The 24,569-nt window shown below is 59.1% G+C and carries 26 protein-coding genes; 8 read left to right on the top strand and 18 right to left on the bottom strand.

The window, feature by feature from the left end:
• The first annotated feature begins 28 nt into the window (after positions 1-28).
• From G0Q00_RS08155 to G0Q00_RS08145, 3 genes are all read left to right on the top strand, one after another.
• Positions 29-772, top strand: coding sequence for a VacJ family lipoprotein (locus tag G0Q00_RS08155; protein WP_163038057.1), 744 nt, complete (start codon positions 29-31; stop codon positions 770-772).
• Positions 765-1,370 carry a phospholipid-binding protein MlaC gene (locus G0Q00_RS08150; RefSeq protein WP_239058350.1) on the top strand — a complete coding sequence of 202 codons (606 nt, stop codon included), beginning with the start codon at positions 765-767 and terminating at the stop codon, positions 1,368-1,370. The genes G0Q00_RS08155 and G0Q00_RS08150 overlap by 8 nt, the downstream gene beginning before the upstream one ends.
• A 241-nt stretch (positions 1,371-1,611) precedes the next feature.
• On the top strand, positions 1,612-1,944 hold the full coding sequence (locus G0Q00_RS08145) for a hypothetical protein (RefSeq protein ID WP_163038055.1): 333 nt from the start codon (positions 1,612-1,614) through the stop codon (positions 1,942-1,944).
• Between the two features lie 225 nt (positions 1,945-2,169).
• On the opposite strand, the gene G0Q00_RS08140 is transcribed toward G0Q00_RS08145, so the two are convergent.
• Complete coding sequence (locus G0Q00_RS08140) at positions 2,170-4,392, bottom strand: transglycosylase domain-containing protein (protein WP_163038053.1); 2,223 nt, start codon at positions 4,390-4,392, stop codon at positions 2,170-2,172.
• Positions 4,393-4,677: 285 nt separating this feature from the next.
• Here G0Q00_RS08140 and G0Q00_RS08135 point away from each other — a divergent pair, with 285 nt between their 5' ends.
• From G0Q00_RS08135 to G0Q00_RS08125, 3 genes are all read left to right on the top strand, one after another.
• On the top strand, positions 4,678-5,016 hold the full coding sequence (locus tag G0Q00_RS08135) for a P-II family nitrogen regulator (RefSeq protein WP_163038051.1): 339 nt from the start codon (positions 4,678-4,680) through the stop codon (positions 5,014-5,016).
• Positions 5,017-5,033: 17 nt separating this feature from the next.
• Positions 5,034-6,341: an ammonium transporter gene (locus G0Q00_RS08130; RefSeq protein WP_163038049.1), complete on the top strand. Its 1,308-nt coding sequence runs from the start codon at positions 5,034-5,036 to the stop codon at positions 6,339-6,341.
• A 209-nt stretch (positions 6,342-6,550) separates the two neighbouring features.
• Positions 6,551-7,390 carry a cation transporter gene (locus tag G0Q00_RS08125; RefSeq protein WP_163038047.1) on the top strand — a complete coding sequence of 280 codons (840 nt, stop codon included), beginning with the start codon at positions 6,551-6,553 and terminating at the stop codon, positions 7,388-7,390.
• Positions 7,391-7,487: 97 nt separating this feature from the next.
• On the opposite strand, the gene G0Q00_RS08120 is transcribed toward G0Q00_RS08125, so the two are convergent.
• The 13 genes from G0Q00_RS08120 to paaI form a co-directional block, all read right to left on the bottom strand.
• Positions 7,488-8,672: an amino acid aminotransferase gene (locus G0Q00_RS08120; RefSeq protein ID WP_163038045.1), complete on the bottom strand. Its 1,185-nt coding sequence runs from the start codon at positions 8,670-8,672 to the stop codon at positions 7,488-7,490.
• A 3-nt stretch (positions 8,673-8,675) separates the two neighbouring features.
• Positions 8,676-9,530: a 3-mercaptopyruvate sulfurtransferase gene (gene sseA, locus G0Q00_RS08115; protein WP_163038043.1), complete on the bottom strand. Its 855-nt coding sequence runs from the start codon at positions 9,528-9,530 to the stop codon at positions 8,676-8,678.
• A gap of 300 nt (positions 9,531-9,830) precedes the next feature.
• Positions 9,831-10,283 carry a YaiI/YqxD family protein gene (locus G0Q00_RS08110; protein WP_203564911.1) on the bottom strand — a complete coding sequence of 151 codons (453 nt, stop codon included), beginning with the start codon at positions 10,281-10,283 and terminating at the stop codon, positions 9,831-9,833.
• Between the two features lie 4 nt (positions 10,284-10,287).
• Positions 10,288-11,118, bottom strand: a complete 831-nt coding sequence (fghA, locus tag G0Q00_RS08105) for an S-formylglutathione hydrolase (protein WP_163038041.1) — start codon at positions 11,116-11,118, stop codon at positions 10,288-10,290.
• A gap of 35 nt (positions 11,119-11,153) precedes the next feature.
• Positions 11,154-12,278 (bottom strand): NnrS family protein, encoded by a 1,125-nt coding sequence (locus G0Q00_RS08100; protein ID WP_163038039.1) that lies wholly within the window; start codon positions 12,276-12,278, stop codon positions 11,154-11,156.
• Positions 12,263-13,189: an AEC family transporter gene (locus tag G0Q00_RS08095; RefSeq protein ID WP_163038037.1), complete on the bottom strand. Its 927-nt coding sequence runs from the start codon at positions 13,187-13,189 to the stop codon at positions 12,263-12,265. The genes G0Q00_RS08100 and G0Q00_RS08095 overlap by 16 nt, the downstream gene beginning before the upstream one ends.
• A 44-nt stretch (positions 13,190-13,233) precedes the next feature.
• Positions 13,234-13,548, bottom strand: coding sequence for a cupin domain-containing protein (locus G0Q00_RS08090; protein ID WP_163038035.1), 315 nt, complete (start codon positions 13,546-13,548; stop codon positions 13,234-13,236).
• A gap of 80 nt (positions 13,549-13,628) precedes the next feature.
• Complete coding sequence (gene mbfA / locus G0Q00_RS08085) at positions 13,629-14,606, bottom strand: iron exporter MbfA (protein ID WP_163038033.1); 978 nt, start codon at positions 14,604-14,606, stop codon at positions 13,629-13,631.
• Between the two features lie 127 nt (positions 14,607-14,733).
• Positions 14,734-15,846, bottom strand: coding sequence for an S-(hydroxymethyl)glutathione dehydrogenase/class III alcohol dehydrogenase (locus tag G0Q00_RS08080; protein WP_163038030.1), 1,113 nt, complete (start codon positions 15,844-15,846; stop codon positions 14,734-14,736).
• 220 nt (positions 15,847-16,066) lie between these two features.
• The gene (locus G0Q00_RS08075; protein WP_163038028.1) at positions 16,067-16,465 is read right to left on the bottom strand and encodes a cytochrome c; all 399 of its coding nucleotides are present in this window, start codon (positions 16,463-16,465) and stop codon (positions 16,067-16,069) included.
• 220 nt (positions 16,466-16,685) lie between these two features.
• Complete coding sequence (locus G0Q00_RS08070; protein WP_163038026.1) at positions 16,686-17,264, bottom strand: TetR/AcrR family transcriptional regulator; 579 nt, start codon at positions 17,262-17,264, stop codon at positions 16,686-16,688.
• A gap of 3 nt (positions 17,265-17,267) precedes the next feature.
• Positions 17,268-18,575: a phenylacetate--CoA ligase PaaK gene (gene paaK, locus G0Q00_RS08065; protein WP_163038024.1), complete on the bottom strand. Its 1,308-nt coding sequence runs from the start codon at positions 18,573-18,575 to the stop codon at positions 17,268-17,270.
• A 38-nt stretch (positions 18,576-18,613) separates the two neighbouring features.
• Positions 18,614-19,048 carry a hydroxyphenylacetyl-CoA thioesterase PaaI gene (gene paaI, locus G0Q00_RS08060; protein WP_163038022.1) on the bottom strand — a complete coding sequence of 145 codons (435 nt, stop codon included), beginning with the start codon at positions 19,046-19,048 and terminating at the stop codon, positions 18,614-18,616.
• A 330-nt stretch (positions 19,049-19,378) separates the two neighbouring features.
• Between paaI and G0Q00_RS08055 the strand changes: the two genes are divergently transcribed.
• The gene (locus G0Q00_RS08055) at positions 19,379-19,726 is read left to right on the top strand and encodes a DUF2794 domain-containing protein (RefSeq protein ID WP_163038020.1); all 348 of its coding nucleotides are present in this window, start codon (positions 19,379-19,381) and stop codon (positions 19,724-19,726) included.
• Between the two features lie 3 nt (positions 19,727-19,729).
• Here G0Q00_RS08055 and G0Q00_RS08050 read toward each other — a convergent pair whose 3' ends face one another.
• From G0Q00_RS08050 to G0Q00_RS08040, 3 genes are all read right to left on the bottom strand, one after another.
• Positions 19,730-20,578 (bottom strand): NlpC/P60 family protein, encoded by an 849-nt coding sequence (locus G0Q00_RS08050; RefSeq protein ID WP_163038018.1) that lies wholly within the window; start codon positions 20,576-20,578, stop codon positions 19,730-19,732.
• A complete protein-coding gene (locus tag G0Q00_RS08045) occupies positions 20,578-21,960 on the bottom strand; it encodes a M17 family metallopeptidase (protein WP_163038016.1) in 1,383 nt (460 codons plus the stop codon). Before G0Q00_RS08045 ends, G0Q00_RS08050 begins: the two co-directional genes overlap by 1 nt.
• A gap of 84 nt (positions 21,961-22,044) precedes the next feature.
• A complete protein-coding gene (locus G0Q00_RS08040; protein ID WP_163038014.1) occupies positions 22,045-22,425 on the bottom strand; it encodes a hypothetical protein in 381 nt (126 codons plus the stop codon).
• A 143-nt stretch (positions 22,426-22,568) separates the two neighbouring features.
• Between G0Q00_RS08040 and G0Q00_RS08035 the strand changes: the two genes are divergently transcribed.
• Positions 22,569-23,213 (top strand): carbonic anhydrase, encoded by a 645-nt coding sequence (locus G0Q00_RS08035; RefSeq protein WP_163038012.1) that lies wholly within the window; start codon positions 22,569-22,571, stop codon positions 23,211-23,213.
• A gap of 218 nt (positions 23,214-23,431) precedes the next feature.
• Here the strand turns inward: G0Q00_RS08035 and G0Q00_RS08030 are convergent, their stop codons facing one another.
• Positions 23,432-24,400 (bottom strand): hypothetical protein, encoded by a 969-nt coding sequence (locus G0Q00_RS08030; protein ID WP_163038010.1) that lies wholly within the window; start codon positions 24,398-24,400, stop codon positions 23,432-23,434.
• Between the last annotated feature and the right edge of the window lie 169 nt (positions 24,401-24,569).

Genomic DNA, 24,569 nt, shown 5'->3' with positions numbered 1-24,569 from the left:
GATAACACCAAGTTTAGCGATAGTTCACGTGACGAAAAGAAATTCAAAATTTGTTTTGGCGCTGGCCGGTCTGGCTCTGATGGGGCTCAGTGCTTGTGCAACGGCGCCCGCACCGTCCGGATATGCTGATCCGCACGAGGATCAGAACCGCCGCACCCACCGCGCCAATATCAAGCTGGATCGCATTTTTGTGTCCCCGGCGTCTGACACCTATGGGACCGTGCTGCCCCAACCCGTGCGCGACTCGGTCTCGGCGTTCTCAGATAATGCATCCTTGCCGGGCGTTGTCGCGAACAACCTGCTGCAGGGCAATGTCGAAGACGCCGTTCACAACACGGTCCGCTTCGTGTTCAACTCTACGTTAGGTCTGCTTGGCATTTTCGACGTGGCGACCGATATTGGTCTGGAAGAACGTGGCAGCGATTTTGGTGAAACCCTGCACGTTTGGGGGGTGCCGGAAGGGGACTATGTGGTTCTGCCATTCTTTGGCCCGTCGACCGAGCGTGATGGCATCGGGATCTTGGTGGACTTCGCGTTTAACCCGCTGAGCTTGGCTTTGCCGACCGATGTGAAACACCTTCCAAAAGCGGCGTGGGTCCTGTCTAAGTTTGGTGATCGCTATCAGTTCAGCGGTACAATTGAAGAGTTCTATGAGAGCGAAGAAGGCTATGAGCTGATGCAGCTCTATTATCTGGACTCGCGCCGCTACGAGTTGGGCGTTGAAGTAGAAGATGACGAGCTTGAGGATATTTACGATGCGTATGATGGGTAACGAGACTCGGGTGACACGCCGCGCCTTTGTTGGCGGGCTGGCCGGGCTGGGCGTATTGGCTGCGATGCCGGGTCGTGCATTGGCGGCGATCTCTGCGTCTCAGGCAGAGAACCTGATCGGCAAGGTTGTGCGTGACATCAATTCAATCATCAATTCGGGCGCCTCCGAGGCGACGATGATCAAACGGTTCGAAGATGTGTTCGCAAAATATGCAGACGTGAACTTCATCGCCCTGTCCGCGCTTGGCCCCGATGGCCGGTCGGCCAGCGCCGCGCAGAAAAGCGCATTCGTCAAAGCCTTCCGCACCTATATCGCGCGCCGCTATGGAAGCCGTTTCCGCGAATTTGAAGGCGGGCGCATTGATGTTATCAGCACGACACAAGTGAAAACGCGCTTTGAGGTGCTGACTAAGACCACGCTGAAGGGCCATGCGCCGTTTGACGTTGTGTTCATCGTGGCGGCCAAGAACGGCAAGTTCATCGACATGCAGGTCGAAGGCATTTCGATCGTGAAGTCCGAGCGGAAAGAAATCGGCGCGATGCTGGATCGTCGCAAGGGTGATCTGAACCAGCTGATCGCGGATCTGCAGAAGGGCTGATCTTCGGCCCAAAGATAAAAAGCCCCGGCCTGTGTCCAGCCCTTTGCAGTAAATGTTGCAGATATCGTATCTAGGGATCTGCAACATCAACAATACCCCTGCAGTGAAGGTCGGCTTTAAGTAAGGGCGCCATGTTCGGTAGCATCCTTGGTGGCGCTCTTCTACGATTTTGAAAACAGGATTGCGTGGTCTATTATCTGCTTGCAGAGATAAACTCTTAAGGGGCGAAGGAAGCACTACAATGTTCCACATGTTGACTTGCTTCAACCTCAAGCCCGGGGTCGAGATTGAGGCTTTTCGAGACGCCTTTGTGGGGTTTGTTGATCACATGCGCAGCATCGGGCTGGTCGAGCGTGCAGGGGCGATCGGCAAACGACAACGTGATACAATCATGGATACGGATGATGAGCGAGATCACGAGTATTTTGTCGTCATGTCATTTCTCGATCGTGCGCAGTCTGACGCAGCAATTGAACTCATGTTAAAGCACGAGGAACCCTCGGAATCCGCGCATAAGGGCGTGTATTCACGCGCCAAGGACATGGTTTTTATCTGCTGGCAGGATATAGTGTAGCCACTGTCGCCAGCTACTTCTCTTGTGATTGCGGGCATTTTTAATCGGCGACTTCGTCCGCATGGTGGCCGTTGGTCGCGGTGGATTGTGGAAAGAGCTCCCGAAGAAATTTTCGGGAGTTTTTGATTTAGCAAACCAATTTCGACATCGCTATGGGTCTGCAGAAGCACAAATAGCAACATTTTTTGCAAGGGGCCGGGGCTTTTTCTTTGGGTGTCTCTTGGATCAGTTTCCTTGCCCGAAGATCGACCTCAGCACCCCGATAAACACATCCTCGACAGCCTCGCCAACTGAATCGCCACCCCGACCGTTCTGCGGGCTGGTTTGGAAGCCGGGCTCGCCCGAGTTCATCGTACGTCCGTCGAACTGCGGCACGAAATCCGGGCGGATCATCGGCAGCGGCGTGGGGACAAGCTGCGACTGGATGTTCACCATCGCCTCGCGCCACATCTCGGCCGGAAGGCCGCCGCCGGTTACGCCTTTCAGGGGCGTGTTGTCGTCATAGCCCATCCAGATGCCCATCACGTAGTCCGCCGTGAAGGCAATAAACCACGCATCGCGTGCCGACTGACTGGTGCCGGTCTTGCCCGCGATCTCAAGCCCGTCGATCCGCGCGCGTGTGCCGGTGCCTTCTTCGACCACGCGGCTCATCATATAGGTCAACTGCGCAGCTGCCTCGCGCGAGATTACGCGCTCGCCGATGCCGCCGGTCTGGGTCATCAGGGGATCACGGTCGCCCACAAGGCTTAGCTCGGTCAGGCCATAGGGTGTCACCGACGAGCCGCCGTTCAGGATGCCCGCATAGGCACCGGTGGTTTCCAGAAGCGTTCCGTCCGAAGCACCAAGCGCCAGCGCCGGACCCGCAGCCAGATCGCTTTCGATGCCAAACATGGACGCGACCGAGCGCACGGCCTCGCGCCCGACTTCCTCGGACACTTTTACGGCGGGAATGTTCAGGGACTTGGCTAAGGCTTCGGTGAAGCTGACCGGGCCATAGAACTTCTTCGAGTAGTTCTTGGGGCACCATTCGCCCGATCCCGCGATGCTCAGGCAATACGGCTCGTCGATCACGAAGTCGTTCCATTGATACCCCATGTCCAGCGCGGCGGCATACACAAAGGGTTTGAAGGCAGAGCCGGTCTGGCGCTTGGCCTGTGTCGCGCGGTTAAACGCTCCGGTCACGCGGGTTTCGCGTCCGCCCACAAGGCCACGCACCGCGCCATCCGCGCTCATCACCACAATCGCAGCCTGCGCTTTCGATCCTTCCGAGACCTTCTCGTCGAAGATCTTGGCCATCGCGCCTTCTGCCGCTTTCTGAATGCGCGGGTCGAGCGTGGTTTTGATGATCACATCTTCGGTGGTCTTGCGGGTCAGGAAGGCGGGCAAGTCGCCCATGATCCAATCCGCAAAATACCCACCCGCCTGTGCCTTCGCGGCTTTCGACAGTACGGCGGGGTTCGCTTGATACTGGGCGGTTTCCTTGTCCGACAGATAGCCCTGTTCGTTCATCAGGCGCAAAATGGTGGCGGCGCGATCCTGCGAGCGTTTCAGGTTGTTGGTCGGGGCAAAGCGCGAGGGCGCCGTCAGCATCCCGGACAGCATCGCAGCTTGCGCGGGGTTCAGCTCGGATGCAGGGATTGCGAAGTAGCGTTGCGATGCCGCGTCGAACCCGAACGATCCCGCACCAAGATAGGCGCGGTTCATATAGATCGTCAGGATCTCGTCCTTGGTGAACTTTGTCTCAAGGGCCATCGCATAGACGGCTTCCTTCATCTTGCGCCACAGCGACCCTTGGCGGCAGTCAGCCTCGTAGGCGGCTTCGTTCTTCCACTGGTCGGGATCATACGGCACGCCCAAGCACAGCAGCTTGGCGACCTGCTGGGTCAGCGTGGACCCGCCGTGACCAGACAAAGGCCCGCGCCCTTCGCGCAGGTTAATCCGCACCGCGCTGGCAATCCCGCGCGGGCTGAGGCCGAAATGACCGTAGAACCGTTTGTCTTCCGTCGCGACCACGGCATTCTTCAAATGCGGGCTGACGGTTTCCGTGGTGATGGTGCGCCCGCGCTGGTCTCCGCGCCAAGCATAAACCTCGCCGTAGCGGTCCAGAATGGTGACGGACCCCTTGGCACGGCCATCCAGCATCGCGTTCAGTTCGGGCATGGTGGATGCGAAATAGAACACGGCAAGCCCGATGATCAGCGCGGTGACCACCGCGCCTTTCCACATCAATCGCCAGAACAGCCGGAACACCCAGCCGATCAGCACGAAGGGCCACATGAAAATCGAACGAGGTTTGCGCGGCCCGCCACCGCCCCCGCCGCGACGCTTCGGCGCTGCCTTGCGTTTGGTGGTCGTCGTCTTGCGCGCAGGCTTCTTGTGCGCCGCCTTTTTCGCAGGATAACGCTTGTCTGCCACCAAAGGGGGGCGCTTTTGGCCAGATTGGCTCATGATACTTGTCCGGGTCTGCTCGGTGTCTGCTCTGGGCTTGTCTTGTGACTTAGCGATTCGTTTCGGGCAAGTGTAGCCCGAAGCCTGTTAGCGCGCGACTTTTCGCGCTGCCGCAAATTTCAGCACTGCCCTAGGCAACCGTGTCAATTTCCGGGCGTGACCGGTTTTCAGGTCAGCTTTCCTGCCCAATTTCTGTCCATCTCCGTGCAATTTGCTGCGCTGCGGCGTCTGACTTGCCTCAAGCGCATGGTGACCACGCCATGCCGATGAAGGAAAGGAAAGAACGTGAAACTGATCATTGCAGCGATCAAACCGTTCAAGTTGGAAGACGTACGCGAGGCCCTGACCACCGTGGGCGTCACCGGCATGATGGTTTCTGAAATCAAAGGCTTCGGGGCCCAATCGGGTCACACCGAGATCTATCGCGGCGCGGAATATGCCGTGAATTTTTTGCCGAAAATCAAGCTTGAGATCGTCGTGAATGACGACCTTGCCTCCGAGGTCGTCGAGACCATCTCGAAGGCCGCGCACACCGGCAAGATCGGTGACGGCAAGATCTTCACCCTCGACGTGTCGGACGCCATGCGCGTGCGCACCGGCGAAACCGGCGCAGACGCCGTTTAAGCGTGAAAGGACAGACTATGACACGCAAACTTCTGATTTCGACGGCCGTGTTGGCCGCACTGCCGGGGCTGGCCTTCGCGGAAGGCGAAGCGGCCGCACACACCGGCTTTATCCTGACTTCGGTCCTGTTCCTTCTGGGTGGCGTTCTGGTGTTCTGGATGGCCGCAGGCTTTGCCATGCTGGAAGCGGGCCTTGTGCGGTCCAAAAACGTGACCATGCAGCTGACCAAGAACATCGCGCTCTTCTCGATTGCGGCGATCATGTATTGGCTGGCCGGTTACGGCATCATGTATCCCGGTGACTGGCTGGTCGAAGGTTGGCTGGGCCCGTTCTTCGCCGTGACCTCGCTTGATCCGGTTGGTGTTGCCGCTGATGCGGTGGACGTAGGCTATGCCTCGGGCGCATCGGACTTCTTCTTCCAACTGATGTTCTGCGCCACCACGGCTTCGATCGTATCGGGCACGCTGGCTGAGCGCATCAAACTGTGGCCCTTCCTGGCCTTCGTGGTTGTCCTGACCGGCTTCATCTATCCGATCGAAGCAAGCTGGCAGTGGGGCGGCGGCTGGTTGTCGGAAGCTGGCTTCTCGGACTTCGCCGGGTCGACGCTGGTGCACGCAGCAGGTGGCTTCGCAGCTCTGGCGGGTGTCCTGATCCTGGGGCCGCGTATCGGCAAGTATAAAGACGGCCGTACGATCCCGATGCCGGGTTCGAACCTGCCGCTGGCAACTTTGGGGACGTTCATCCTGTGGCTGGGTTGGTTCGGCTTCAACGGCGGCTCGCAGCTGGCCATGGGCACGATCAGCGACGTCTCGGACGTGGCGCGTATCTTCGCCAACACCAACATGGCTGCTGCTGCAGGTGCTGTTGTTGCGATGATCATGACGCAGGTGATGTTCAAAAAGGTCGACCTGACGATGACCCTGAACGGCGCGCTGGCTGGTCTGGTCTCGATCACTGCCGAGCCGCTGGCCCCGACGCTGTTCCAGTCGCTGATCATCGGTGGTGTAGGTGGCGCGATCGTGGTCTTCGTGGTTCCGCTGCTGGACAAGCTGAAGATCGACGATGTGGTTGGTGCCATCCCGGTTCACCTGGTTGCAGGCTTCTGGGGTACGTTCATCGTGGCTTGGACCAACACCGACGCCAGCTTTGGCACCCAGATCATGGGCTTCCTGGCAATCGGCATCTTCGTCTTCGTGGTCAGCTACATCTTCTTCTCGATCATCAAGGCCACCATCGGTCTGCGGGTCAGCGAAGAGGAAGAAGTGAACGGCTTGGACATGGCCGAGCTGGGCATGGAAGCCTACCCGGAATTCACCAACGGGTAAGAGGTGAACGGGGGGCAAACCCCCGGCACGCTGGCCGCGCAAACGCCAAGGCCAACAGGGTGGAAAAGGGGGCTGGAAGGTCCCCTTTTCTTTTTGTGATGTTTTCGAGGTTTCGACGACCGCTTTGAGCCCATATTTCTTAGGCTGCAATCTTACCGAACGTCGGATATTTATTTGGCCATTGATGACTCCGAAGCTAGGTATTTCTAATGGCCGATGCCCAAACCTCAAAACCCATCTCAGTGCGCTATCGCGTTTCTGGGATGGATTGTTCAAAGGACGCGGCCCAAATTGAGCGTGCAGCGCAATCTACTGGGATAGCTCCTGATGCGGTGAAAGTCTCCGCCGCAACGCACATCATGACGCTGAATGTGGCGGAAACTCTCCTGCCAGAAATCGAGCGTGCTGTGGCAACGACAGGGTACGGTTTTGATCGGATCGGGGAAGATGCCGAACTCCAGGGAGGTGTGGCTCATCAAGATCCGGCCTATCGGCGGGCACTCTGGATCGTTGTCATCCTGAATGTGGGTTATGGCGGCATCGAGATGCTGGGCGGATTTTTTGCCGGTTCGCAGGCTTTAAAGGCGGATGCGCTTGATTTTATTGGGGACGGCCTCATCACGTTTCTTGGTTTGGTTGCGATTGGTTGGAGCCTCGTGTGGCGAGCGAGATCTGCTCTTGTCCAAGGTGTCTTTCTCGGGGTTCTTGGATTTGGCGTTCTTGGCTCGACATTTTGGCGCTTGTTCACAGGTTCAGTTCCGGACGCAGACCTAATGGGGGTGTTTGGCCTCATAGCCCTCATCGTCAATGTCGTGGCTGTTTTGCCTCTGCTACCTTATCGCAAAGGCGATGCGAACATGCGCGCTGTGTGGATGTTTTCTCGTAACGACGCCATTGGCAATGTGGCCGTAGTGCTTGCGGCGGGTCTTGTTGCGGTATTTTCTAGCCCCTTGCCGGACCTGATTGTAGCGTTTGGTATAGCCGGGCTATTCCTTCATTCGTCAATCTCGATCATCCGCGATGCACGTACAGACCTGCAAGGAACTTGAAAGGCCACTTACCTAGCAGTGGCTCAAGTTGGTGGAGTCAACGGCGGTTTCGTCCCGCAAAGCAGTTCTTCAAAAAACGGCGGGAAAAAGTTGGGGCCTAAACCCCAACCTTCGCAATCGCTTCTGCCAAGATCGGCACGGTTTCTTCGTTCAGACCCGCGATGTTCATGCGCGAGTCGCCGACCATGTAGATGCCGTGATCGACGCGCAGGGCCTCGACCTGTTCGGGCGTAGCGCCGAGGCGCGAGAACATGCCGCGGTGGTCGGCGATGAAGCCGAAGCGGTCGGACCCCGTGCGGGTGCGCAACTCGCCAGCCAGTTGCTCACGCAGACCCAGCATGCCGGTGCGGACCTCCTCCAGCTCGGCCATCCAGTCCGCCTTAAGCCCTTCGTCCTCAAGGATCATGGTCACCAGACGGGCGCCGTGATCGGGTGGGAAGCTGAAGTTCTGACGGTTCAGGTGGGTCAGGTTCTGCTGGGTGATCCCGGCTTGCTCGGCGTTTTCCGAGATGCAGGTCAGCAGCCCGGTCCGCTCGCGATAGATGCCGAAGTTTTTCGAGCAGCTGGCCGCGATCATTGCTTCCGGCACAGCTTGCGCGATCAGGCGTACGCCTGCGGCGTCTTCTTCCAGACCGTCGCCAAAGCCCTGATAGGCGATGTCGATCAACGGGGTCGCGCCTTTTTCAACGATCAGGTCTGCGACCTCTTTCCACTGAGGCAGGGTCAGGTTCGCGCCGGTCGGGTTGTGGCAGCAGCCGTGCAGCAGCACCGCGTCGCCCGCCTTGATGCCCTTCAGGTCTTCCATCATCCCGTCGAAATCAACCGCGCGGCTTTCGTTGTCGAAATAGCGGTACTCGGCCATTTTCATGCCGAGGTGCTTGATGATCGAGGGGTGGTTCGGCCACGTGGGTGCCGACAGCCAGATCGTGGCATCGGGCGAGGCCATCTTGATCAACTCGACCGCTTGGTGGATCGCACCGGTGCCGCCGGGTTGGGCAGCCATCGACAGGCGCTCGGACGGTACTGCGTCGCCCAGAACCAGCTTGGTCAGCGCGTTGCCGTAAGCCGGATCGCCAGCCAGACCGGTGTAGGCCTTGGTGCTTTCCAAGTCCCACAGAACCTTCTCGGCGGCTTTCACAGCGCGCATGACCGGGGTCACACCGGTCGCGTTCTTATACACGCCAACGCCAAGGTCGATTTTGCCTTCGCGCGGGTCTTCGCGGTACTGCTGCATCAGCGCCATGATCTTGTCTTTGGGCTGGGCTTTCAGGTTGGTGAACATCGTCTACTCTCCGGTTTCGACTTTCAGGTCGGAATACATGCCCCATTCGGACCAGCTGCCGTCATAGACCGCGTGGCGGTCATGGCCCTGACGTTCCAGCGCAAGCGCAAGGATCGCGGCCGTCACGCCCGATCCGCAGCTGAGGATGGCGGGTTTGTCCAGATTGACATTCGCGGCCTCGAACACGGCGCGGGTGTCTTCGGGGGATTTCATCGTGCCGTCCGCATTCAGAAGCGTGGCAAATGGTACGTTTTTCGAGTTCGGGATGTGACCGGAACGCAGGCCTTCACGCGGTTCTTGACCTTCGCCGCGGAAGCGTTCAGCGCCGCGGGCGTCAATGATCTCGTAATCGCCAAGCTTCGAGGCAGCAGCCACCTGCGTCACGTCTTTGATCATGTGGGCCTGACGGGTGACGGTCATGTGGCGGTCACGGATGACGGGGGGCATGTCTTCGATTGGGTGGCCTTCGGCTTGCCATTTCGGCAGACCACCATCCAAAACGGCAATATCCTTGTGGCCCATCAGGCGGAACATCCACCAGACGCGGGCTGCGGAAAACAGACCCATGCCATCATAGACAACAATCTGGTGGCCGTCGCCCACACCCATCGCGCGCACGCGGGACATGAACTTTTCCACCGGAGGCATCGTGTGTGGCAGGTCCGAGCGCAGGTCGGCAATTTCATCGATGTCGAAAAAGCGCGCGCCGGGGATGTGCGCGGCGTCATATTCCGCCTTCGCGTCACGCTCCATATCCGGCAAATACCAACTGGCATCGAGGATGCGCAGGTCGGGATCTTTTAGATGTTTCGCCAGCCAGTCGGTTGAGACCAGCGTTTTTGGGTCGCTATGCGGCATGGCTTGCCCTCCGGTCAGTGTTAATTACTGCCTAGTCCCGGAAGGTCGGTTAGGCAAGCGATTGCGTTGAATTGCCCAATAAAAAAGGGGAAAGCGATTGCCTTCCCCCTGTGTTTGAAAATGGCTTTGGTTTAAATATCGCCAGCATGATGTGCATAACGCCTACCACAGCACGCATCATGCTACCGTCAACCCGGCCCGCAAGCATGCAGATGGGCTGTCCTAGTAGGATCAGCGAACCATGATGACGCTGGATCAATTAAGGGGAAAACTTGGCAAGAATCGACGCTTACGTTTTGGTCAACGTGGTTGCGTGACGCGGCGCAAAGCCGCGTCCAACGCCTGTCGAAAGCGCGCGCGGTCGGCTTTTGAAAATGCCTTGCCGCCACCCTGACGGAACGGATCGGCGGCGCGCAGATCGGCCATCAGGTCGCGCATGGCAAGCTGTTCGCGCACGTTGGCCTGGGTGAAACGCTCGCCGTTGTGGCGCAGCACTTCGGCCCCGGCTTCAACGCATTTTGCGGCCAGCGGGATGTCCCCGGTCACCACCACATCGCCCGCCCCCGCGCGGTCAGCGATCCACATGTCGGCCACGTCCGGCCCGTCGGGGACATAGATCATTTCGACCAGAGGGTTCGGTGATGGCCGCAGCCCACCATTCGACACCAGAAACATCCGGGTCTTATAGCGGGTCGCAACGTCCTCGGCCTCGGCTTTCACCGGGCAAGCATCTGCGTCGATATACAGGGCCATCAGGTTACGCCCACAGGGCCTCGGCGTGGAAGCTCACGTGGTCTTCCATGAAGGTCGAGACGAAGAAATAGCTGTGGTCATAGCCCGGCTGCATGCGGAATACGGCTTCTTGCCGACGCGTGGCGATGGCGTTGGCCAGAGTTTCGGGCTTCAGCAGGTCGATGAACTGGTCCTTGGTGCCGGTGTCGATCAGCATCGGGCCGTCAAAGCCCACGTTCTTCATCAGAAGGCTGGCGTCATGCGCGACCCATTTGGTGGTGTCGTCACCCAGATAGGCGCCCAGCTGCTTCTTGCCCCAATCCGAGGCGGTCGGATTGCAAATCGGCGAAAAGGCCGAGACCGAGCGGAACCGTTCCGGCAGCGACATGGCAATGGTCAGCGCGCCGTGCCCACCCATCGAATGGCCAGTGATGCCCTGACGTTCCGCGTCCAGAGCGAACTTGGTGAAGACGAGTTCAGGCAGATCCTCGGTGATGTAGTCCCACATTTGGAAATGCGGCGCCCACGGATCCTGTGTGGCGTTCACATAAAATCCAGCACCCTGTCCCAGATCATAGGCATCGTCATCGGCCACACCCTCGCCACGCGGGCTGGTGTCGGGGAAGATCAGCGCGATGCCCTGTTCCGCCGCCCACGCCTGCGCGCCTGCTTTGGTCATGGCGTTTTCGTGGGTGCAGGTCAGGCCCGACAGATACCACAGCACGGGAACAGGGCCGTCCTGCGCCTCGGCTGGTTGGAACAGGCCAAAGGTCATGTCCGTGCCGGTGGCCTCCGAGGCGTGCTTGTAGACCCCTTGCGTGCCGCCGAAACAGGCGTTTTCCGAAATCGTTTCCATGGCGCGTTCCTTTCACGTGTATTGGATCGACCTAACTAGAGGCGCGGCGCAATGGCAATGGGGAATGCGCGTATTGCAAGCGCGATCATGGCAACGGCCCAAAGCGTGCCGCCTGCGTGATAGAAAACTGTCGGGTCCGATACCCAATCGGCGCAGATGCGCAGCGCAGCGCCCAAATGCAGCGTGATCAACAGAATTGTGTCGGCGCGGGTTGCCTCGATCGGGCGGCCCGAGTGCCCCAGAAGCGCGCGCAGCATGACGATGGCAGTCATAGAGCCGATCGCTCCGGCCCCCAACGCGTGATGCGCCTGTCCGCTGCTGGCCCAATCGCCAAGGCAGACCGCCGTCAGAAGGCCCAGACCTATCACGATCCAAGCATAGGCCGCGTGTTGGGCAAAAAGCAGCGGCTCTTTCCAGACGGCCAGACCACGCCACCGCGACAGGCGCAGGGCTTGGGCAAGCGTGGCAAGTGCAGCGGCGCTGCCTGTCAGCAGGCTGGTGTCTGTGATGATCCAAAGAAGCGCGGTTGCCATGGTCAAGATCAGGGCGGATTTGTCGACCGTGCCGAATTCAGCGGGCAGGTGCGTTGCGCCGCGTTTCTTCAACCAGTTACGGCTGAAGGCAGGGGTCACGCGTCCGCCGATCAAGGTCATCAGCAGAAGCGCGACGGCGAAGCCAATCGTCAGGCCGATCTGAGTATCAAGCCAAAGAAACACGAGCTGCGCCACCCAGAAGGCTCCGACCATGGCGACCACGACGATGTTGCGTTTGTTGCCTGCGGCCACGACTTCACGCAGGGCCAGTACCGCTGCAACCGGCAGGAAACTGGCCGCCAAAATTTGCGGGGCTACCGCGCCGGACGTGACGAACATCGCCGCTCGTCCCGCAAGCCACAGCGTAAACAGCGCAAGCAGAGCCATTGGAGACAGGGCCGGACGTCCCGTCCAATTTGGAATGGCGGTGAACAGAAACCCAACCAATGCGGCGGGCAGATACCCCCAAAGCATCTCGTGCTGGTGCCACAGATAGGGATCAGAGGTGGGCGTGGTTCCTCCGGCATGGGACAGAAGCCAAAGGGGGATCGACAGCCCGGCAAACAAGGCCGCGGACGGGAAGAACAGGCGATATGCGCCGGTCAGAATGATCATGATGTCACCCATGCGATGATGGCCGAGACCGTCAGCACAGAAATGAGGGTCGATAGCAGGATGGCTGAGGACACGCGCTGCGGTGCCACGCCATAGTGTTGTGCCAGGATGTAGACGTTGCCTGCCACGGGCAGGCCTGCGGCGGCGACCATGACGCCCGCCAGGAAGGGCTCGACATCGAAAACCATGAAGGCCAGAATGCCTACGGCCAGCGGATGCAGGATCAGCTTGGCGAAGCTCAGCCAGCCTGCGACGGACAGGCGTTCAGCTGATTTCGAGGCCAGAGATGCCCCGATCGCAAACAGCGCGCCGGGGGTAGAGGCGCCAGCAAGCAGGTCCAGAAAACGCTGCACCGGTTCGGCCAAGTCCCACCCGGTTGACGACCACGCGAATCCAAGCGCCATCGAGACGATCATCGGGTTTGACATCAGCCCCTTGCCGACAGTCCCCAGCACGGCGGGGCTAACCCGCCCGTCGCGGGTGCCGGTGATGATGATGACGATCAGGCTGCTGAACAGGAACAGATCCACGGCCAAAACCAACATGACGGCGGGGATTGCGGCCTCGCCCAAGAGCAGCGCCAGCATCGGGACGCCCAGAAACCCCGTGTTGCCGATCACGGCGCATTGCGCTTCCACGGCGGCCTCTTGCGCGCCACGTTTGCGGACAAGGGCGACCACGGTGGCCAAGATATAGACCCCCAATCCCCCCAGCGCGTAGGCCCAGATGAAGGGCCAGTTGATCACCTCGGCCAGTGACAGGTTGGCCGAGAAGCGAAACAGCATGGCCGACAGCGCGAAGTAGAACACAAAGCGGGTCAGATAAGCCGTAGCCTCGGGTGGGAAAAAGCCACGTGCTGCAGCACCAAAGCCAAGCCCGATCAGGGCAAAAAACGGAAGGGTCTGTAAAAGCACGTCGATCATGCGCCAAGCCCTAGCATGGGGAATTTCACTTGACCATGCGGCGCTTAGGCAGGCCGGGGGTCCTCAAGCAACTCGACCTCGATAAAGGCACATTCGAAGTCGTTGCCGCTGATGACGTCATGCTCGACACCCGCCTTGCGGTCATAGGGCACGCCGTTCTTAAGATGTGCCTGAACGCGGGTTCCGTCTGGCAGATCAATGTCGAGGGTTCCGTCGAACATCGGGATGACAAGATAGTCATAGGCATGTCGATGCCAGCCGGTGTTGTCACCCTTCTTGGCAAACCGCCATTCTGTGACGCGCATCCGGTCGTTTTCCAGCAATACCGTTCCCACGGCGGTTCCGGTTGCGTCGCACATGATCGCCTCCTACATCAGGCTATCCTGAGTTTGGGTCGCCGCATCAGCTATCGCCAGATGTCGAGATACGTCAGGCCAGCCTAGCCGCCGCCGATGATCGCCCCTGCTGCAAAGACCAGCGCACCGCCGACAACAACTTGCAGCGTGGCGCGCATGAACGGGGTCTGCATGAAGCGGTTCTGGATCCAGACGATCGCCCAAAGCTCGATAAAGACGACGATGATTGCGATGGTTGTGGCGGTCCAGAAATCGGTGATCAGATAGGGCAGGGCGTGACCTAGCCCGCCCAGCGTGGTCATGATGCCCGAGGCAAAACCGCGCTTCACCGGGCTGCCGCGCCCAGACAATTCGCCATCATCCGAGGCCGCTTCTGTGAAGCCCATCGAGATGCCCGCACCGACGCTGGCGGCAAGCCCCACAAGGAACGTGGTGTGCGTGTCCTGCGTGGCAAACGCCGTGGCGAAAATCGGCGCGAGGGTCGAGACCGAGCCGTCCATCAATCCCGCCAGCCCCGGCTGCACCCATGTCAGGATGAATTGGCGATGGGCGGCTTCATCTTCGGTCTCGCGGGCGCTGTCATCCAGATGCTTGGTCTCTAGATCGACGGCCGCGTGGGCGTGGTCGGCCTCGGCCGCGGCCAGATCGCCCAGAAGTTTGCGGGTGTTGGCGTCCGATGTGCGGTCGGCGGCTTTGCGGTAAAACTGTTCGGCCTGCCGTTCCATCTCGCGTGCTTCGCCGCGGATGGTTTCAAGGCCAAGATTTTCGACCAGCCACACCGGTCGGCGGGCGTAGAACCCGGCCACGTGCTCGCGCCGGATCAGGGGGATGACGTCGCCGAACCGGGCCTTGTGGGCCTCGATCAGCAGGCGGCGATGCTCGTCTTCTTCCTCGGCCATGCCGTCGAACACCTTCGCGGACGAGGGGAACTCTTCTCGCAGATGTTCGGCATACTGTCGATAAATCCGCGCGTCGTCTTCCTCGTTCGAGATGGCCAGCGCGATGATCTCCTGTTCGGACAGATCGGAAAAACGGCGTCGATGCAAGGTGGCGGACAGCATGGAAAGCTCCTGATTAGAATGGTTCTAATTTATGAAATTAGACTAGGAAGGCAAGTCTACATTCTGTCGCGGCTGAAAAGAAAAAGGGGGCCGAGGCCCCCTTAGTTGATCAGGAATAGAAAGTGGATCAGAACTCAACTACTGCACGGATGCTTTCGCCTTTGTGCATCAGGTCGAACCCTTCGTTGATCTGATCCAGCGTCAGCTTGTGGGTGATCATCGGATCGATCTCGATTTTGCCGTCCATGTACCAGTCGACGATCTTCGGCACGTCCGTACGGCCGGAAGCACCACCAAATGCAGTGCCGCGCCAGACGCGGCCGGTGACCAGCTGGAAGGGGCGGGTCGAGATCTCGGCACCAGCTGGGGCGACGCCGATGATGATCGATTCCCCCCAGCCCTTGTGGGCGCATTCCAGCGCTTGGCGCATCACGTTCACATTGCCTGTGGCGTCGAACGAGTAATCGGCGCCGCCGCCGGTTAGCTCGACCAGATGGGCAACGATATCGCCGTCCACCTTCGAGGGGTTCACGAAATCGGTCATGCCGAAGTGGCGGCCCATTTCTTCTTTGCTGTCATTCAGGTCAACGCCGACGATCTGATCCGCTCCGGCCATGCGCAGGCCTTGGATCACGTTCAGGCCAATGCCACCCAGACCGAACACAACGGCGGTCGAGCCGATTTCGACCTTGGCGGTGTTGATCACCGCGCCGATGCCGGTGGTGACGCCGCAACCGATGTAGCAGATCTTATCAAACGGCGCGTCCTTGCGGACCTTTGCCAGCGCGATCTCGGGCACAACCGTATGGTTGGCGAAGGTCGAGCAGCCCATGTAGTGGTGGATCGGCGTGCCATCCAGCATCGAGAAACGGGTCGAACCATCGGGCAACAGACCAGCGCCCTGGGTCGAGCGGATTGACTGGCAGAGATTGGTTTTCGGGTTCAGACAATAGTCACACTCGCGGCACTCGGGCGTGTAAAGCGGGATCACGTGATCGCCGACCTCAAGCGAGGTGACGCCTTCGCCCACTTCGATCACCACGCCTGCGCCTTCGTGGCCCAGAATGGCGGGGAAGATCCCCTCGGGGTCATCGCCAGAACGGGTGAATTCGTCGGTGTGGCACAGGCCGGTGGCCTTGATTTCGACCAGAACTTCGCCGGCGCGCGGGCCTTCAAGGTTCACTTCCATAATCTCAAGCGGTTTGCCAGCTTCAACGGCTACGGCGGCACGGGTGCGCATGTTCATACTCCTCTGTTGGTGGTCGCAAGGGTGGGCGAAAAGCCGGAACGATTTCAACCAGCCTACGACACGCATTTGTACAAGCGCGACATTGAAAAGGAAATCCTTTGCTGTTCAGGGATGGTCGTGTTTGACGAAGCCGCGATGAGGCGAATTATAACCCCTGAAACGCAAAGAGGCGGCGCGTTATCGCGCCGCCCCCTTTCTGTTCTAGCCGCGTTTACTTCTTGCGATAATCGTCGTGGCAAGCTTTGCAGGTGCCCCCGATTTGGCCCAAAGCTGCGCCAATCGCGCCTTGCTCGGTGATCTCGGAAACGCCTTTGGCCGCCATGACCATGTCGTCAGATTTCTTGGCGAAATCGTCCCAGTTTTCCCAAATTGCGGGCAGGGCTTCGGTCGCAGGGTCGGTTTCATTGGCCTCGAAGACAGCAGGGACCGTCATGCCCTTCTCGACGATGGTGGCGACGGCTGCGTTGGCCTTGTCGGCATCAAACGCCATCTCGCCTTTGGCCATGCCTGCGAGCGTCTTCATGGATCCGCCAATGGCCTTCATGGTCTCCGACCGCTTGATCACGGCGGGATTGGTGGGCTCTGATTGAGCCGCAAGGCTTCCTGCCATGGTGAGGCTTGCAAGGGATGCGAGAACGAGAATGCGTGCAGATTTCATAATTAGTCCTTTCAGGCAATGGTGACTCGTATGCCTAATTGTATGCACATGCATCTATTTTCGAAATCACAGGATCGTGATCCACTAGATTTAGGGGGAAGATCGCCGAAAGCGTGGTTGTGCTGGTCTGAGCAAAAGCCGTGCCGGATGTGTGCGACAGGCGGGATCGTGGCTATAGATTGTGGACGCCGCCAACCACCAGATCGGTCACCAGATCGGCATAGTCTTCGCGGTTCAGCCCTTTGCCGGGGCGGTTCCACATATAGTACCAGTTCAGAATGCCAAAGACCGACATGGTCACGGCGCGCAAGTTTGCGCTGTCTTCAAACCGTTCAGGCGCTTCGGCCTTCAACGCAGCGCCCATCATGTCGATCAGGCGGCGCTGCAGGTCCACCAAAGGTGCCTGCTGGTCGGGTTCCAGCACGGTCAGGCTGTCCAACTGCAATTTGTGCTCGGCATCTGCGCCCTTATAGGCGACCAGAATGGCGCGGACCAACCCCCGCAGCCCGTCCGTTTCCGGGGCGGCTTCAACGTCGGCCACCAGCTTGGACAGGTGGTGGTCCAGAATGTCGTAAAGCAGGGCCTCTTTGCTGTCATAGTAGTGATATATCAGCGCTTTCGAGACCCCACAATGCTTGGCAGCTGCGGTCATGGATGCCCGGTCAAATCCATGTTCAGCGAAATAGGCCGCTGCCCCCTTGCGGATGGCAGCGCGTTTTTCTTCGTGATCACGGGCGATCCCACGTGGCATGGATTACTCCTTCGGGCGGTTGTCGACGACCCTTACAGCCTTACCCTCGCTTCGTGCAACCTTGCCGCCGTCGGCGACGTGCACTTTGGCGCTGACGCCCACGTTGGATTTGATCTTACCAGACAGGGCGCGGGCGGCGGCTTCGGCGCCTTCCTGCGACTGACCTTCGGCCATTTCCACGTGCACGTGCATCTCGTCCATGCGACCCGGGCGGACCAGCTCGATCTGGAAGTGCGGCGACAGGGCAGGTACGTCCATCAGCTGTTCTTCGATCTGGGTCGGGAAGACGTTTACGCCGCGCAGGATGATCATGTCGTCCGAACGACCGGTGATCTTCTCCATCCGGCGCATCGAGCGTGCGGTGCCCGGAAGCAGGCGCGTCAGGTCGCGGGTACGGTAGCGGATGATCGGGAAGCCTTCTTTGGTCAACGAGGTGAACACCAGCTCGCCCAGCTCACCATCCTCGCAGACCTCGCCGGTCTCGGGGTTGATGATCTCGGGATAGAAGTGGTCTTCCCAGATGTGCAGACCATCTTTGGTTTCCACACATTCGTTGGCCACGCCCGGTCCGATGACTTCCGACAGGCCGTAAATGTCGACCGCGTGCATGTCGAACGCGTCTTCGATTTCGCGGCGCATGTTGTTGGTCCACGGCTCGGCACCGAAGATGCCGACTTTCAGTGGGCTTTCGCGCGGGTCCAGCCCTTGCTTGGCGTATTCGTCCAGAATGGACAGCGCGTAGGACGGCGTCACGGTGATACCGTCGGCGCGGAAATCCTCGATCAGACGCACCTGGCGCTGGGTCATCCCGCCCGAGACCGGGACAACCGTCAGGCCAGCGGCTTCCGCACCGCCATGCACACCCAAACCACCAGTGAACAGGCCATAGCCATAGGCGTTGTGCAGCACGTCACCCGGACGCAGACCCGAGGCGCGCATGCAGCGCGCAACGACGCTTGCCCACATGGTCAGGTCATTCTTGGTATAGCCCACAACGGTCGGCTGACCCGTGGTGCCCGAGCTGGCGTGGATGCGCGAGATCTGCTCGCGGGGCACAGCAAACAGGCCGAACGGATAGTTGTCGCGCAGATCCTGTTTGACGGTGAAGGGGAACTTGGCCAGATCCGCCAGCGTCTTCAGATCGTCCGGATGCACGCCTGCGTCGTCGAAGCTTTTGCGGTAGAACGGCACGTTCTCATAGGCGTGTTTCAACGACCATTTCATGCGTTCCAGCTGCGTGGCGGCAATCTCATCGCGCGATGCGATTTCGATCGGGTCAAGGTCTTCCTTGCGAGGTGTCAGGTCTTTCATGTTTCTCCTCCGACTGGGACGCGCGTGCCCCGGTGATTCTATCCGTCTTGTTCGTCAAAATGTGCGCCTTGGATCTGTCGCGAATGACCGCGGAACAGAACCACCGTGCGCCCGTCTTCCCCAGTGACGGTCACGTCATAGGTGCCCGACCGTCCGGCGCGGCTAATCTCGATCGCGGTGGCGGTCAGGCGTTCGCCCAGTTTGCCCGGGCTCAGGTAGGAGACCTGACAATGCTGCGCGACCGCGCGTTGGTTGTAGCTGTTGCAGGCGAAGGCAAAAGCGCTGTCTGCCAGCGTATAGGAAAATCCACCGTGGCAGATACCATGCCCATTCACCATGTCCTTGCGGATCTCCATCGACAGGGCGGCCTCGCCCGGCGCAATGCGGTCGATCCGCATCCCCAGTTCCTGACTGGCCGGATCGTCGGCCCACATAGCGTCGGCGCTTTTCTCTGCGATTTCCTGCGGCGTCATCTGGCCTCCCCCAAGATCACTTGGCTATAGGATGCACAAAACCGACCGCGCGGTCAATAATGCGTTTTGATTTTCCAATAGTCAGGCACGCTGCGTCACCGCCGAGGGCGGGAAAGAGGACTGGAGATTTTTGGGATGTTGTCGATTCCGGCGCCGCTTACTGGATGGGGGCTGTTCTCGCGGCGCCGGAAGAGCCCTCGCTCGTGACGTGTTAAGAATTCCCTACCATGGGGGCGTTTACGCGGTCGCTGAAGGGTATCTTGCCGGTCATTTAAGGGCAAAACTGGGGCAGGTATTGATTTGTTTACCATGTCGGTCCACTCTAAGTTTATGAACTGGCAGACAACGACGCCCTTTAAAGGGGCAGGCAAACCGGCCGAGCAGGTCGCCTTCAATCGCATCGAACTTGGCGCCATCATGGGACTCTATGGACAGATGGTTGCCGCTGGTGAGTGGCGCGATTACGGGATGAGCTTTCTCAGTGATGTTGCGATCTTTTCGATATTCCGGCGCTCTGCAGAGCACCCAATCTACCGAATCGAGAAGCGGCCCAAGTTGCGTGGCAAGCAGGGGCAGTACTCGGTCATTGGTATGGACGGGCGCATTCTGAAGCGCGGAAGTGACCTGCGCACCGTATTGCGGGTATTGGAGCGCAAACTGATCCGCGCGGTCGAATAATGTCTATAACCGCTTACGCGAGGTGACCGGGCCGTCGCCCTGCGCCTCGATCCGCGCAATGGCATCCGCGGTGTTCTCATAGGCCACCGACATATGATGCGCATTGGCGTGAATAATCCGCTCGGCATCCACCACCATCGCCACATGGCCTTTCCAGAACAAGATATCCCCGCGCTGAAGCGGCGCGCCCTCGGGAATGTTCTGACCCAACGCTGCCTCTTGCAGGTCGCTGTCACCAGGGCAGGGGATGCCGCAGGCCAGCAACGCCGCCTGCACAAGCCCCGAACAGTCGATGCCAAAGCCCGAGTTGCCCGCCCAGACATAGGGCGTGTCCAGAAACTGCTCGGCCACGCTGGTCGGGTCTGAGACAAACATGTCGATCGGGCACAGATGCGAGGCCGGGATGAAGCCGTGTTTAGGGGCAGACATCGGGGTTTCGGGCAAAGAGATTTCGGCCCATTTTCCCTGTTGAGATATGACCTGCACCGTGCTGTTCAGATGAAACGCCCGACAATGCGGTGTTTTGAAATCTGGCTCGCGATACATGTGTGTTGTGCGCCGGATCACGCGATGGGTCAGGGGCTGCGGATCCCCAAGGCTCCACGCTTCAAGATATCCAACATATCCATCTTTCAGCGACTGGCCGAACACCATGTGGTCGTCGCCGTCCAGAATGTTGAACTGATCGCCTGACAGAACCTGCCGATCCCGGTTTCCACTGGGCGCGTCCAACAGGAAGCTGTCTCCGACGACCTGTTTCAATGTGCCTTCGGTGTAGCGCGGTGCATTGACTATCCCACGCAGACTTTCGTGTGCGACGTGGGCGTTGGCGGGCGTCAGGCGGCGGTCCATCACAGGTCCAACATGTCAGGCAGCGCGTCCAGAAGCGCACGTGCGCCCATGCCCACGCCCCCTTTGGGACGGCCCGGCGCGGCGGTCGGGTTCCAGCCATAAATGTCGAAATGCACATAGCGCGGCGTGTCGGTGACGAAGCGCTTCAGGAATAGGGCCGCTGTGATGGATCCCGCAAATCCGCCCTTCGGCGCGTTATCCAAATCGGCGATGCCGGGTTCGATCATTGCCTCGTAGGGTTCCCAGAGGGGCATTTCCCACACCGGGTCGGCGCTGCTCTCCGCGCCTTTGCGCAAGGCATCTGCGTCGCCGGCTTCAGTGGCATAGAACGGCGACAGGTCCGGCCCGACCGCAACGCGCGCGGCCCCGGTCAGCGTCGCCATCGAGACGATCAGGTCCGGCTTTTCTTCATCCGCCAGGGCCAGCGCATCCGCCAGCACAAGACGGCCCTCGGCATCCGTATTATTGACCTCGACCGTCAGACCTTTGCGCGAGGTCAGGATATCGCCGGGACGGAACGCATTGCCCGCGACGGCGTTTTCTACAGCCGGGATCAGCACGCGCAGACGCAGCTTCAGGCCAAGAGCCATGATCATCTGCGCCAGCCCCAGCACGGTCGCTGCTCCGCCCATGTCTTTCTTCATCAAGCCCATCGAGCCGCCGGGCTTCAGGTTCAGCCCTCCCGTGTCAAAGCACACACCTTTGCCCACCAAGGTCAGCGCCGGGCCTTCATCGCCCCAGCGCATGTCGATCAGACGCGGCGCACGGGTGGCGGCGCGGCCAACCGTATGGACCATGGGGAAGTTCTGGTCGAGCAGCGCCTTGCCCAAGACAGTCGAGATCTTGGCCCCATGTGCGTCGGCCAGTTTGCGAGCCGCCAGTTCCAGCTCGTCCGGTCCCATATCCTCGGCGGGCGTGTTGATCAGGTCACGGGTCGTAAGCTCACCCGCCGCGATTGCTTCCAACTGCCCGGCGTCCACGCCCTCAGGGGCGACAAGCTGGGCTTTCGGGGTTGATTGCTTGGCGTAGCGGTCGAAGCGATAACCTTCCAGAAGCCAGCCAAGGGCGAATTCCTGCGTGATCTGCGCCGTATGCGCGCTGGCCAGTTGGTATACGCCCTCAGTAAGCTTCCCGCGTGCCGAAACAGCGCCAAATCGTTTGCGTTTGCGTGCTTGCGCGGAGCCAAGGCCAATCAAAGCAATCTCGACCGCTCCAGAGCTCGAAGGTACCACAAGGCATTGCCCCAGTCCCCCATCAAACCCATTGGCATCCGCCCAGATCTGAGCCGATTGCGGAAGCGCAGAGCGCGCGGCGTCATCGCCCTTTTCGATCAGGTAAAGCGGGATGGCAGCGTCGGTGTGGCTGGCAAAAGTCAGGGTCATAGGGGCCTCGGTTCTTATCTGTGCCGGTTCTGTCTGGCAGAGTAACGCCCCCAAGCGCAGGGGCAATCCCCGATATGCAGCTGTCTAAAGCGACATGTCCTGATGATCCCACACGGCAATCAGACTGCGTTCCCCAACGCGGTTCAGGCGCGCCACCGTTGCGGGCAACGCTGCCGGATCCTGCACGACGCATTGTTCCGCCACATCACGCGCCACGCGGGCAAGGGTGGTCATACCCAGCCGCTGTGCGATGCGTTTCAAATCGTCGGCCCCTTGCCGCAGATCCCCATACCGCCGGGTCTTCAGCGCATGTTGCAGGCGGCCCAGCCACAGCGCTAAATCCTCAAGCGATTGGTTCAGGTTGCGATCCGCCTGTATCGGTCCAAAACGGACGTAAAGCGCGCGCAGCTGATCCCGATCCAGCTGGATGTCTTCGAAATGGGTTAGTTTCGCAATGTCACTCATACCAGCACCCCGGTTGTATCTTTCCCTCATGGGCAGAATGACCGCAGTGCCTCAAGAAATCGTATATGGATGCGTTGAAATTGCCTCGAATTACGCGGGAATTCGGCCTAAAAGTGCTGAAGTCAAAGTGAGGAGACACCCAGATGACCAATGCCAGCCCCCTTCCCGAGTTTCTGGTCCAGCGCTATCACGCGCAGAAGGCCGCCATGTCCGACGACACCAAGGCGCGCCTGTTGAAGCTGGCAGACGGGCAAGAGCCGCCCGCGATGGTCATTTCCTGCTGTGACAGCCGGGTTCACGCGACGGCACTTTTTGGTGCCGAGCAGGGCGAGTTCTTCATGCACCGCAACATCGCGAACTTCGTACCAGCTGCGGACGCGACGGGCGAAAACACTGGCACGGCAGCGGCGCTGGAATATGCGATCACTGCATTGAAGGTGAAGCACATCGTGGTCATGGGGCACAGCAAATGTGGCGGCGTGAAAGGCTATCACGACATGTGCAAAGGCGACGCCCCCGGGCTTGAGGACGAGGCCAGCTTTGTAGGCCGTTGGATCCGTCACCTGGCCCCCGCGCTGGAGCGGATCGGTGGCGTAGACGCCGGGCGTGAAGACGTTGATCTGGAAAAAGCAGGTGTGATGCAATCGCTGGACAACCTGATGACCTATGGCTTCGTGCGCGACGCGGTCGAGGCAGGCACCCTGACGCTGCACGGTCTGTGGATGGATATCAGCAATGGCGACGTTCAGGCCCTGAACGCTGAAACCGGCGCATTCGAAGCACTTTGATTACTAGGCAGGGGCCGGTCGTTGCTGGTCCTTGCCTTAGATACATTACCCGTGGCGCAAAGCTAGCGCCACGCCTCCACATTTACGGTGCCCACGAGAGGGTCTTGCCCTCGGGCCAGCGCAGAGTGGTTTCGATACTGATTTCGGGCTGGCCGTTGGCGAGGACATATTAATGCAAAAGTCGTGGAGGTAGAGTGGGGTGGCAAGAATGCACGGCTTTACTGTGTCAGATGGATGAGAACATGTTTTGCAACAGTGTCAACTCCTGCGTAGTCATAGGCCGCCTGCGCCAACTTGATTGCAGCAGCATCGTTAGAAAGAAAGAGATCGCAACGCGCCGCTTCTTCTATATGCTGACAATCACGGAACTGCGCTTGAAGTCTTTTCCTCCGCTGTGATTGGCTACCTTTCTTCACCCTCGGGTCTCTGCCAACGCCTTGGGTAAACAAGAAAAACAAGAGTCCAGTTAAGGTACCATTTTCCTTGTAAGTACCATTCGGCCAAGTTCCTTTGGGAAACTGATCGGCCAGAGACCGCGCTGCTTCGCCGTCAATTTCTGAGAGAATAAAATCTACGACTTTGCTTGGCGCAAGATTGTCAATTCGTCCATATCTGACATTCCATTCTCGCTCTGTCTGAGGTTTCTGCTTCAAGCCTTCTTGCTTTAGCTTATTCAGTTCTAAAGACAGTAAAGGCTCCGAGAGCTGTTGGCGGATTAAAGAAGTTTCGAAAAGCCCCAGAGTTTCACGTTCTAATTCCTTAACCCAAAGGTCGATATCTGCATTGAGTTCTCGCTTCAACTCGTCGGCTTCCAATTCGCCGAGCCAACCTAAAATGTACTGTGAGAGTGCCATTGGATGGCATAGCAGAGCATGACTCTTGCTGGCAAAGTCCGTTTTGCACAATATGAGACCATTCGCCATGTTGGATACTGCTTCGCATTGCTGTCCTGTAGGTTGAATGTAGTGGCCATCAATTTTATCGAGAACTCGCACGTATTGTTCCGGTTCATAGAATGCCCTGCACTCTTCAACGTGAACATGCGAATAGACAAATACCGCCCCATGCTCTTGAAAACGTTCTAGTACCCTTGAAAGCTCCTCTTTCGCGGGTTCTCCCTCTCGAAGGTGGCTGACGATGTTCTGATCCAAATAAACGGTAAATTTCTTCTTATCTTCCAAAAGCATACCCGAATTAGGTTCGTAACCTCCTAAGCGCACAATAACCGCAGTGAGAAGCGGCTACACGGCTAGAATCCAGCATATGGTGAATCTAGAGATTTCGACCGGATTTTGCAAAGCCCACTCCTGCGCATAGCATTCAACTCAATATCCAGCAAAGTTGGCCTCAAAACAA

The organism is Aliiroseovarius sp. PrR006 (genome assembly GCF_010500215.1).
Taxonomy (GTDB): domain Bacteria; phylum Pseudomonadota; class Alphaproteobacteria; order Rhodobacterales; family Rhodobacteraceae; genus Aliiroseovarius.
This window is presented reverse-complemented; position numbering and strand designations above follow the sequence as displayed.

What these genes read in the sequence shown, in the direction of transcription:
- G0Q00_RS08090 (WP_163038035.1), bottom strand. Translation starts at nt 13,548, where the DNA reads ATGTGCGACGCAACCGGAACCGCCGTGGGAACGGTATTGCTGGAAAAC.
- sseA (WP_163038043.1), bottom strand. Translation starts at nt 9,530, where the DNA reads ATGCCGCATAGCGACCCAAAAACGCTGGTCTCAACCGACTGGCTGGCG.
- G0Q00_RS08125 (WP_163038047.1), top strand. Translation starts at nt 6,551, where the DNA reads ATGGCCGATGCCCAAACCTCAAAACCCATCTCAGTGCGCTATCGCGTT.
- G0Q00_RS08045 (WP_163038016.1), bottom strand. Translation starts at nt 21,960, where the DNA reads ATGACCCTGACTTTTGCCAGCCACACCGACGCTGCCATCCCGCTTTAC.
- G0Q00_RS08100 (WP_163038039.1), bottom strand. Translation starts at nt 12,278, where the DNA reads ATGGGTGACATCATGATCATTCTGACCGGCGCATATCGCCTGTTCTTC.
- paaI (WP_163038022.1), bottom strand. Translation starts at nt 19,048, where the DNA reads ATGACGCCGCAGGAAATCGCAGAGAAAAGCGCCGACGCTATGTGGGCC.
- G0Q00_RS08075 (WP_163038028.1), bottom strand. Translation starts at nt 16,465, where the DNA reads ATGGCAGGAAGCCTTGCGGCTCAATCAGAGCCCACCAATCCCGCCGTG.
- G0Q00_RS08150 (WP_239058350.1), top strand. Translation starts at nt 765, where the DNA reads ATGGGTAACGAGACTCGGGTGACACGCCGCGCCTTTGTTGGCGGGCTG.
- G0Q00_RS08070 (WP_163038026.1), bottom strand. Translation starts at nt 17,264, where the DNA reads ATGCCACGTGGGATCGCCCGTGATCACGAAGAAAAACGCGCTGCCATC.
- G0Q00_RS08140 (WP_163038053.1), bottom strand. Translation starts at nt 4,392, where the DNA reads ATGAGCCAATCTGGCCAAAAGCGCCCCCCTTTGGTGGCAGACAAGCGT.
- G0Q00_RS08120 (WP_163038045.1), bottom strand. Translation starts at nt 8,672, where the DNA reads ATGTTCACCAACCTGAAAGCCCAGCCCAAAGACAAGATCATGGCGCTG.
- paaK (WP_163038024.1), bottom strand. Translation starts at nt 18,575, where the DNA reads ATGAAAGACCTGACACCTCGCAAGGAAGACCTTGACCCGATCGAAATC.
- G0Q00_RS08095 (WP_163038037.1), bottom strand. Translation starts at nt 13,189, where the DNA reads ATGATCGACGTGCTTTTACAGACCCTTCCGTTTTTTGCCCTGATCGGG.
- G0Q00_RS08145 (WP_163038055.1), top strand. Translation starts at nt 1,612, where the DNA reads ATGTTCCACATGTTGACTTGCTTCAACCTCAAGCCCGGGGTCGAGATT.
- G0Q00_RS08030 (WP_163038010.1), bottom strand. Translation starts at nt 24,400, where the DNA reads ATGCTTTTGGAAGATAAGAAGAAATTTACCGTTTATTTGGATCAGAAC.
- G0Q00_RS08035 (WP_163038012.1), top strand. Translation starts at nt 22,569, where the DNA reads ATGACCAATGCCAGCCCCCTTCCCGAGTTTCTGGTCCAGCGCTATCAC.
- G0Q00_RS08055 (WP_163038020.1), top strand. Translation starts at nt 19,379, where the DNA reads ATGAACTGGCAGACAACGACGCCCTTTAAAGGGGCAGGCAAACCGGCC.
- G0Q00_RS08040 (WP_163038014.1), bottom strand. Translation starts at nt 22,425, where the DNA reads ATGAGTGACATTGCGAAACTAACCCATTTCGAAGACATCCAGCTGGAT.
- mbfA (WP_163038033.1), bottom strand. Translation starts at nt 14,606, where the DNA reads ATGCTGTCCGCCACCTTGCATCGACGCCGTTTTTCCGATCTGTCCGAA.
- G0Q00_RS08080 (WP_163038030.1), bottom strand. Translation starts at nt 15,846, where the DNA reads ATGCGCACCCGTGCCGCCGTAGCCGTTGAAGCTGGCAAACCGCTTGAG.
- G0Q00_RS08130 (WP_163038049.1), top strand. Translation starts at nt 5,034, where the DNA reads ATGACACGCAAACTTCTGATTTCGACGGCCGTGTTGGCCGCACTGCCG.
- G0Q00_RS08110 (WP_203564911.1), bottom strand. Translation starts at nt 10,283, where the DNA reads ATGGCCCTGTATATCGACGCAGATGCTTGCCCGGTGAAAGCCGAGGCC.
- fghA (WP_163038041.1), bottom strand. Translation starts at nt 11,118, where the DNA reads ATGGAAACGATTTCGGAAAACGCCTGTTTCGGCGGCACGCAAGGGGTC.
- G0Q00_RS08050 (WP_163038018.1), bottom strand. Translation starts at nt 20,578, where the DNA reads ATGGACCGCCGCCTGACGCCCGCCAACGCCCACGTCGCACACGAAAGT.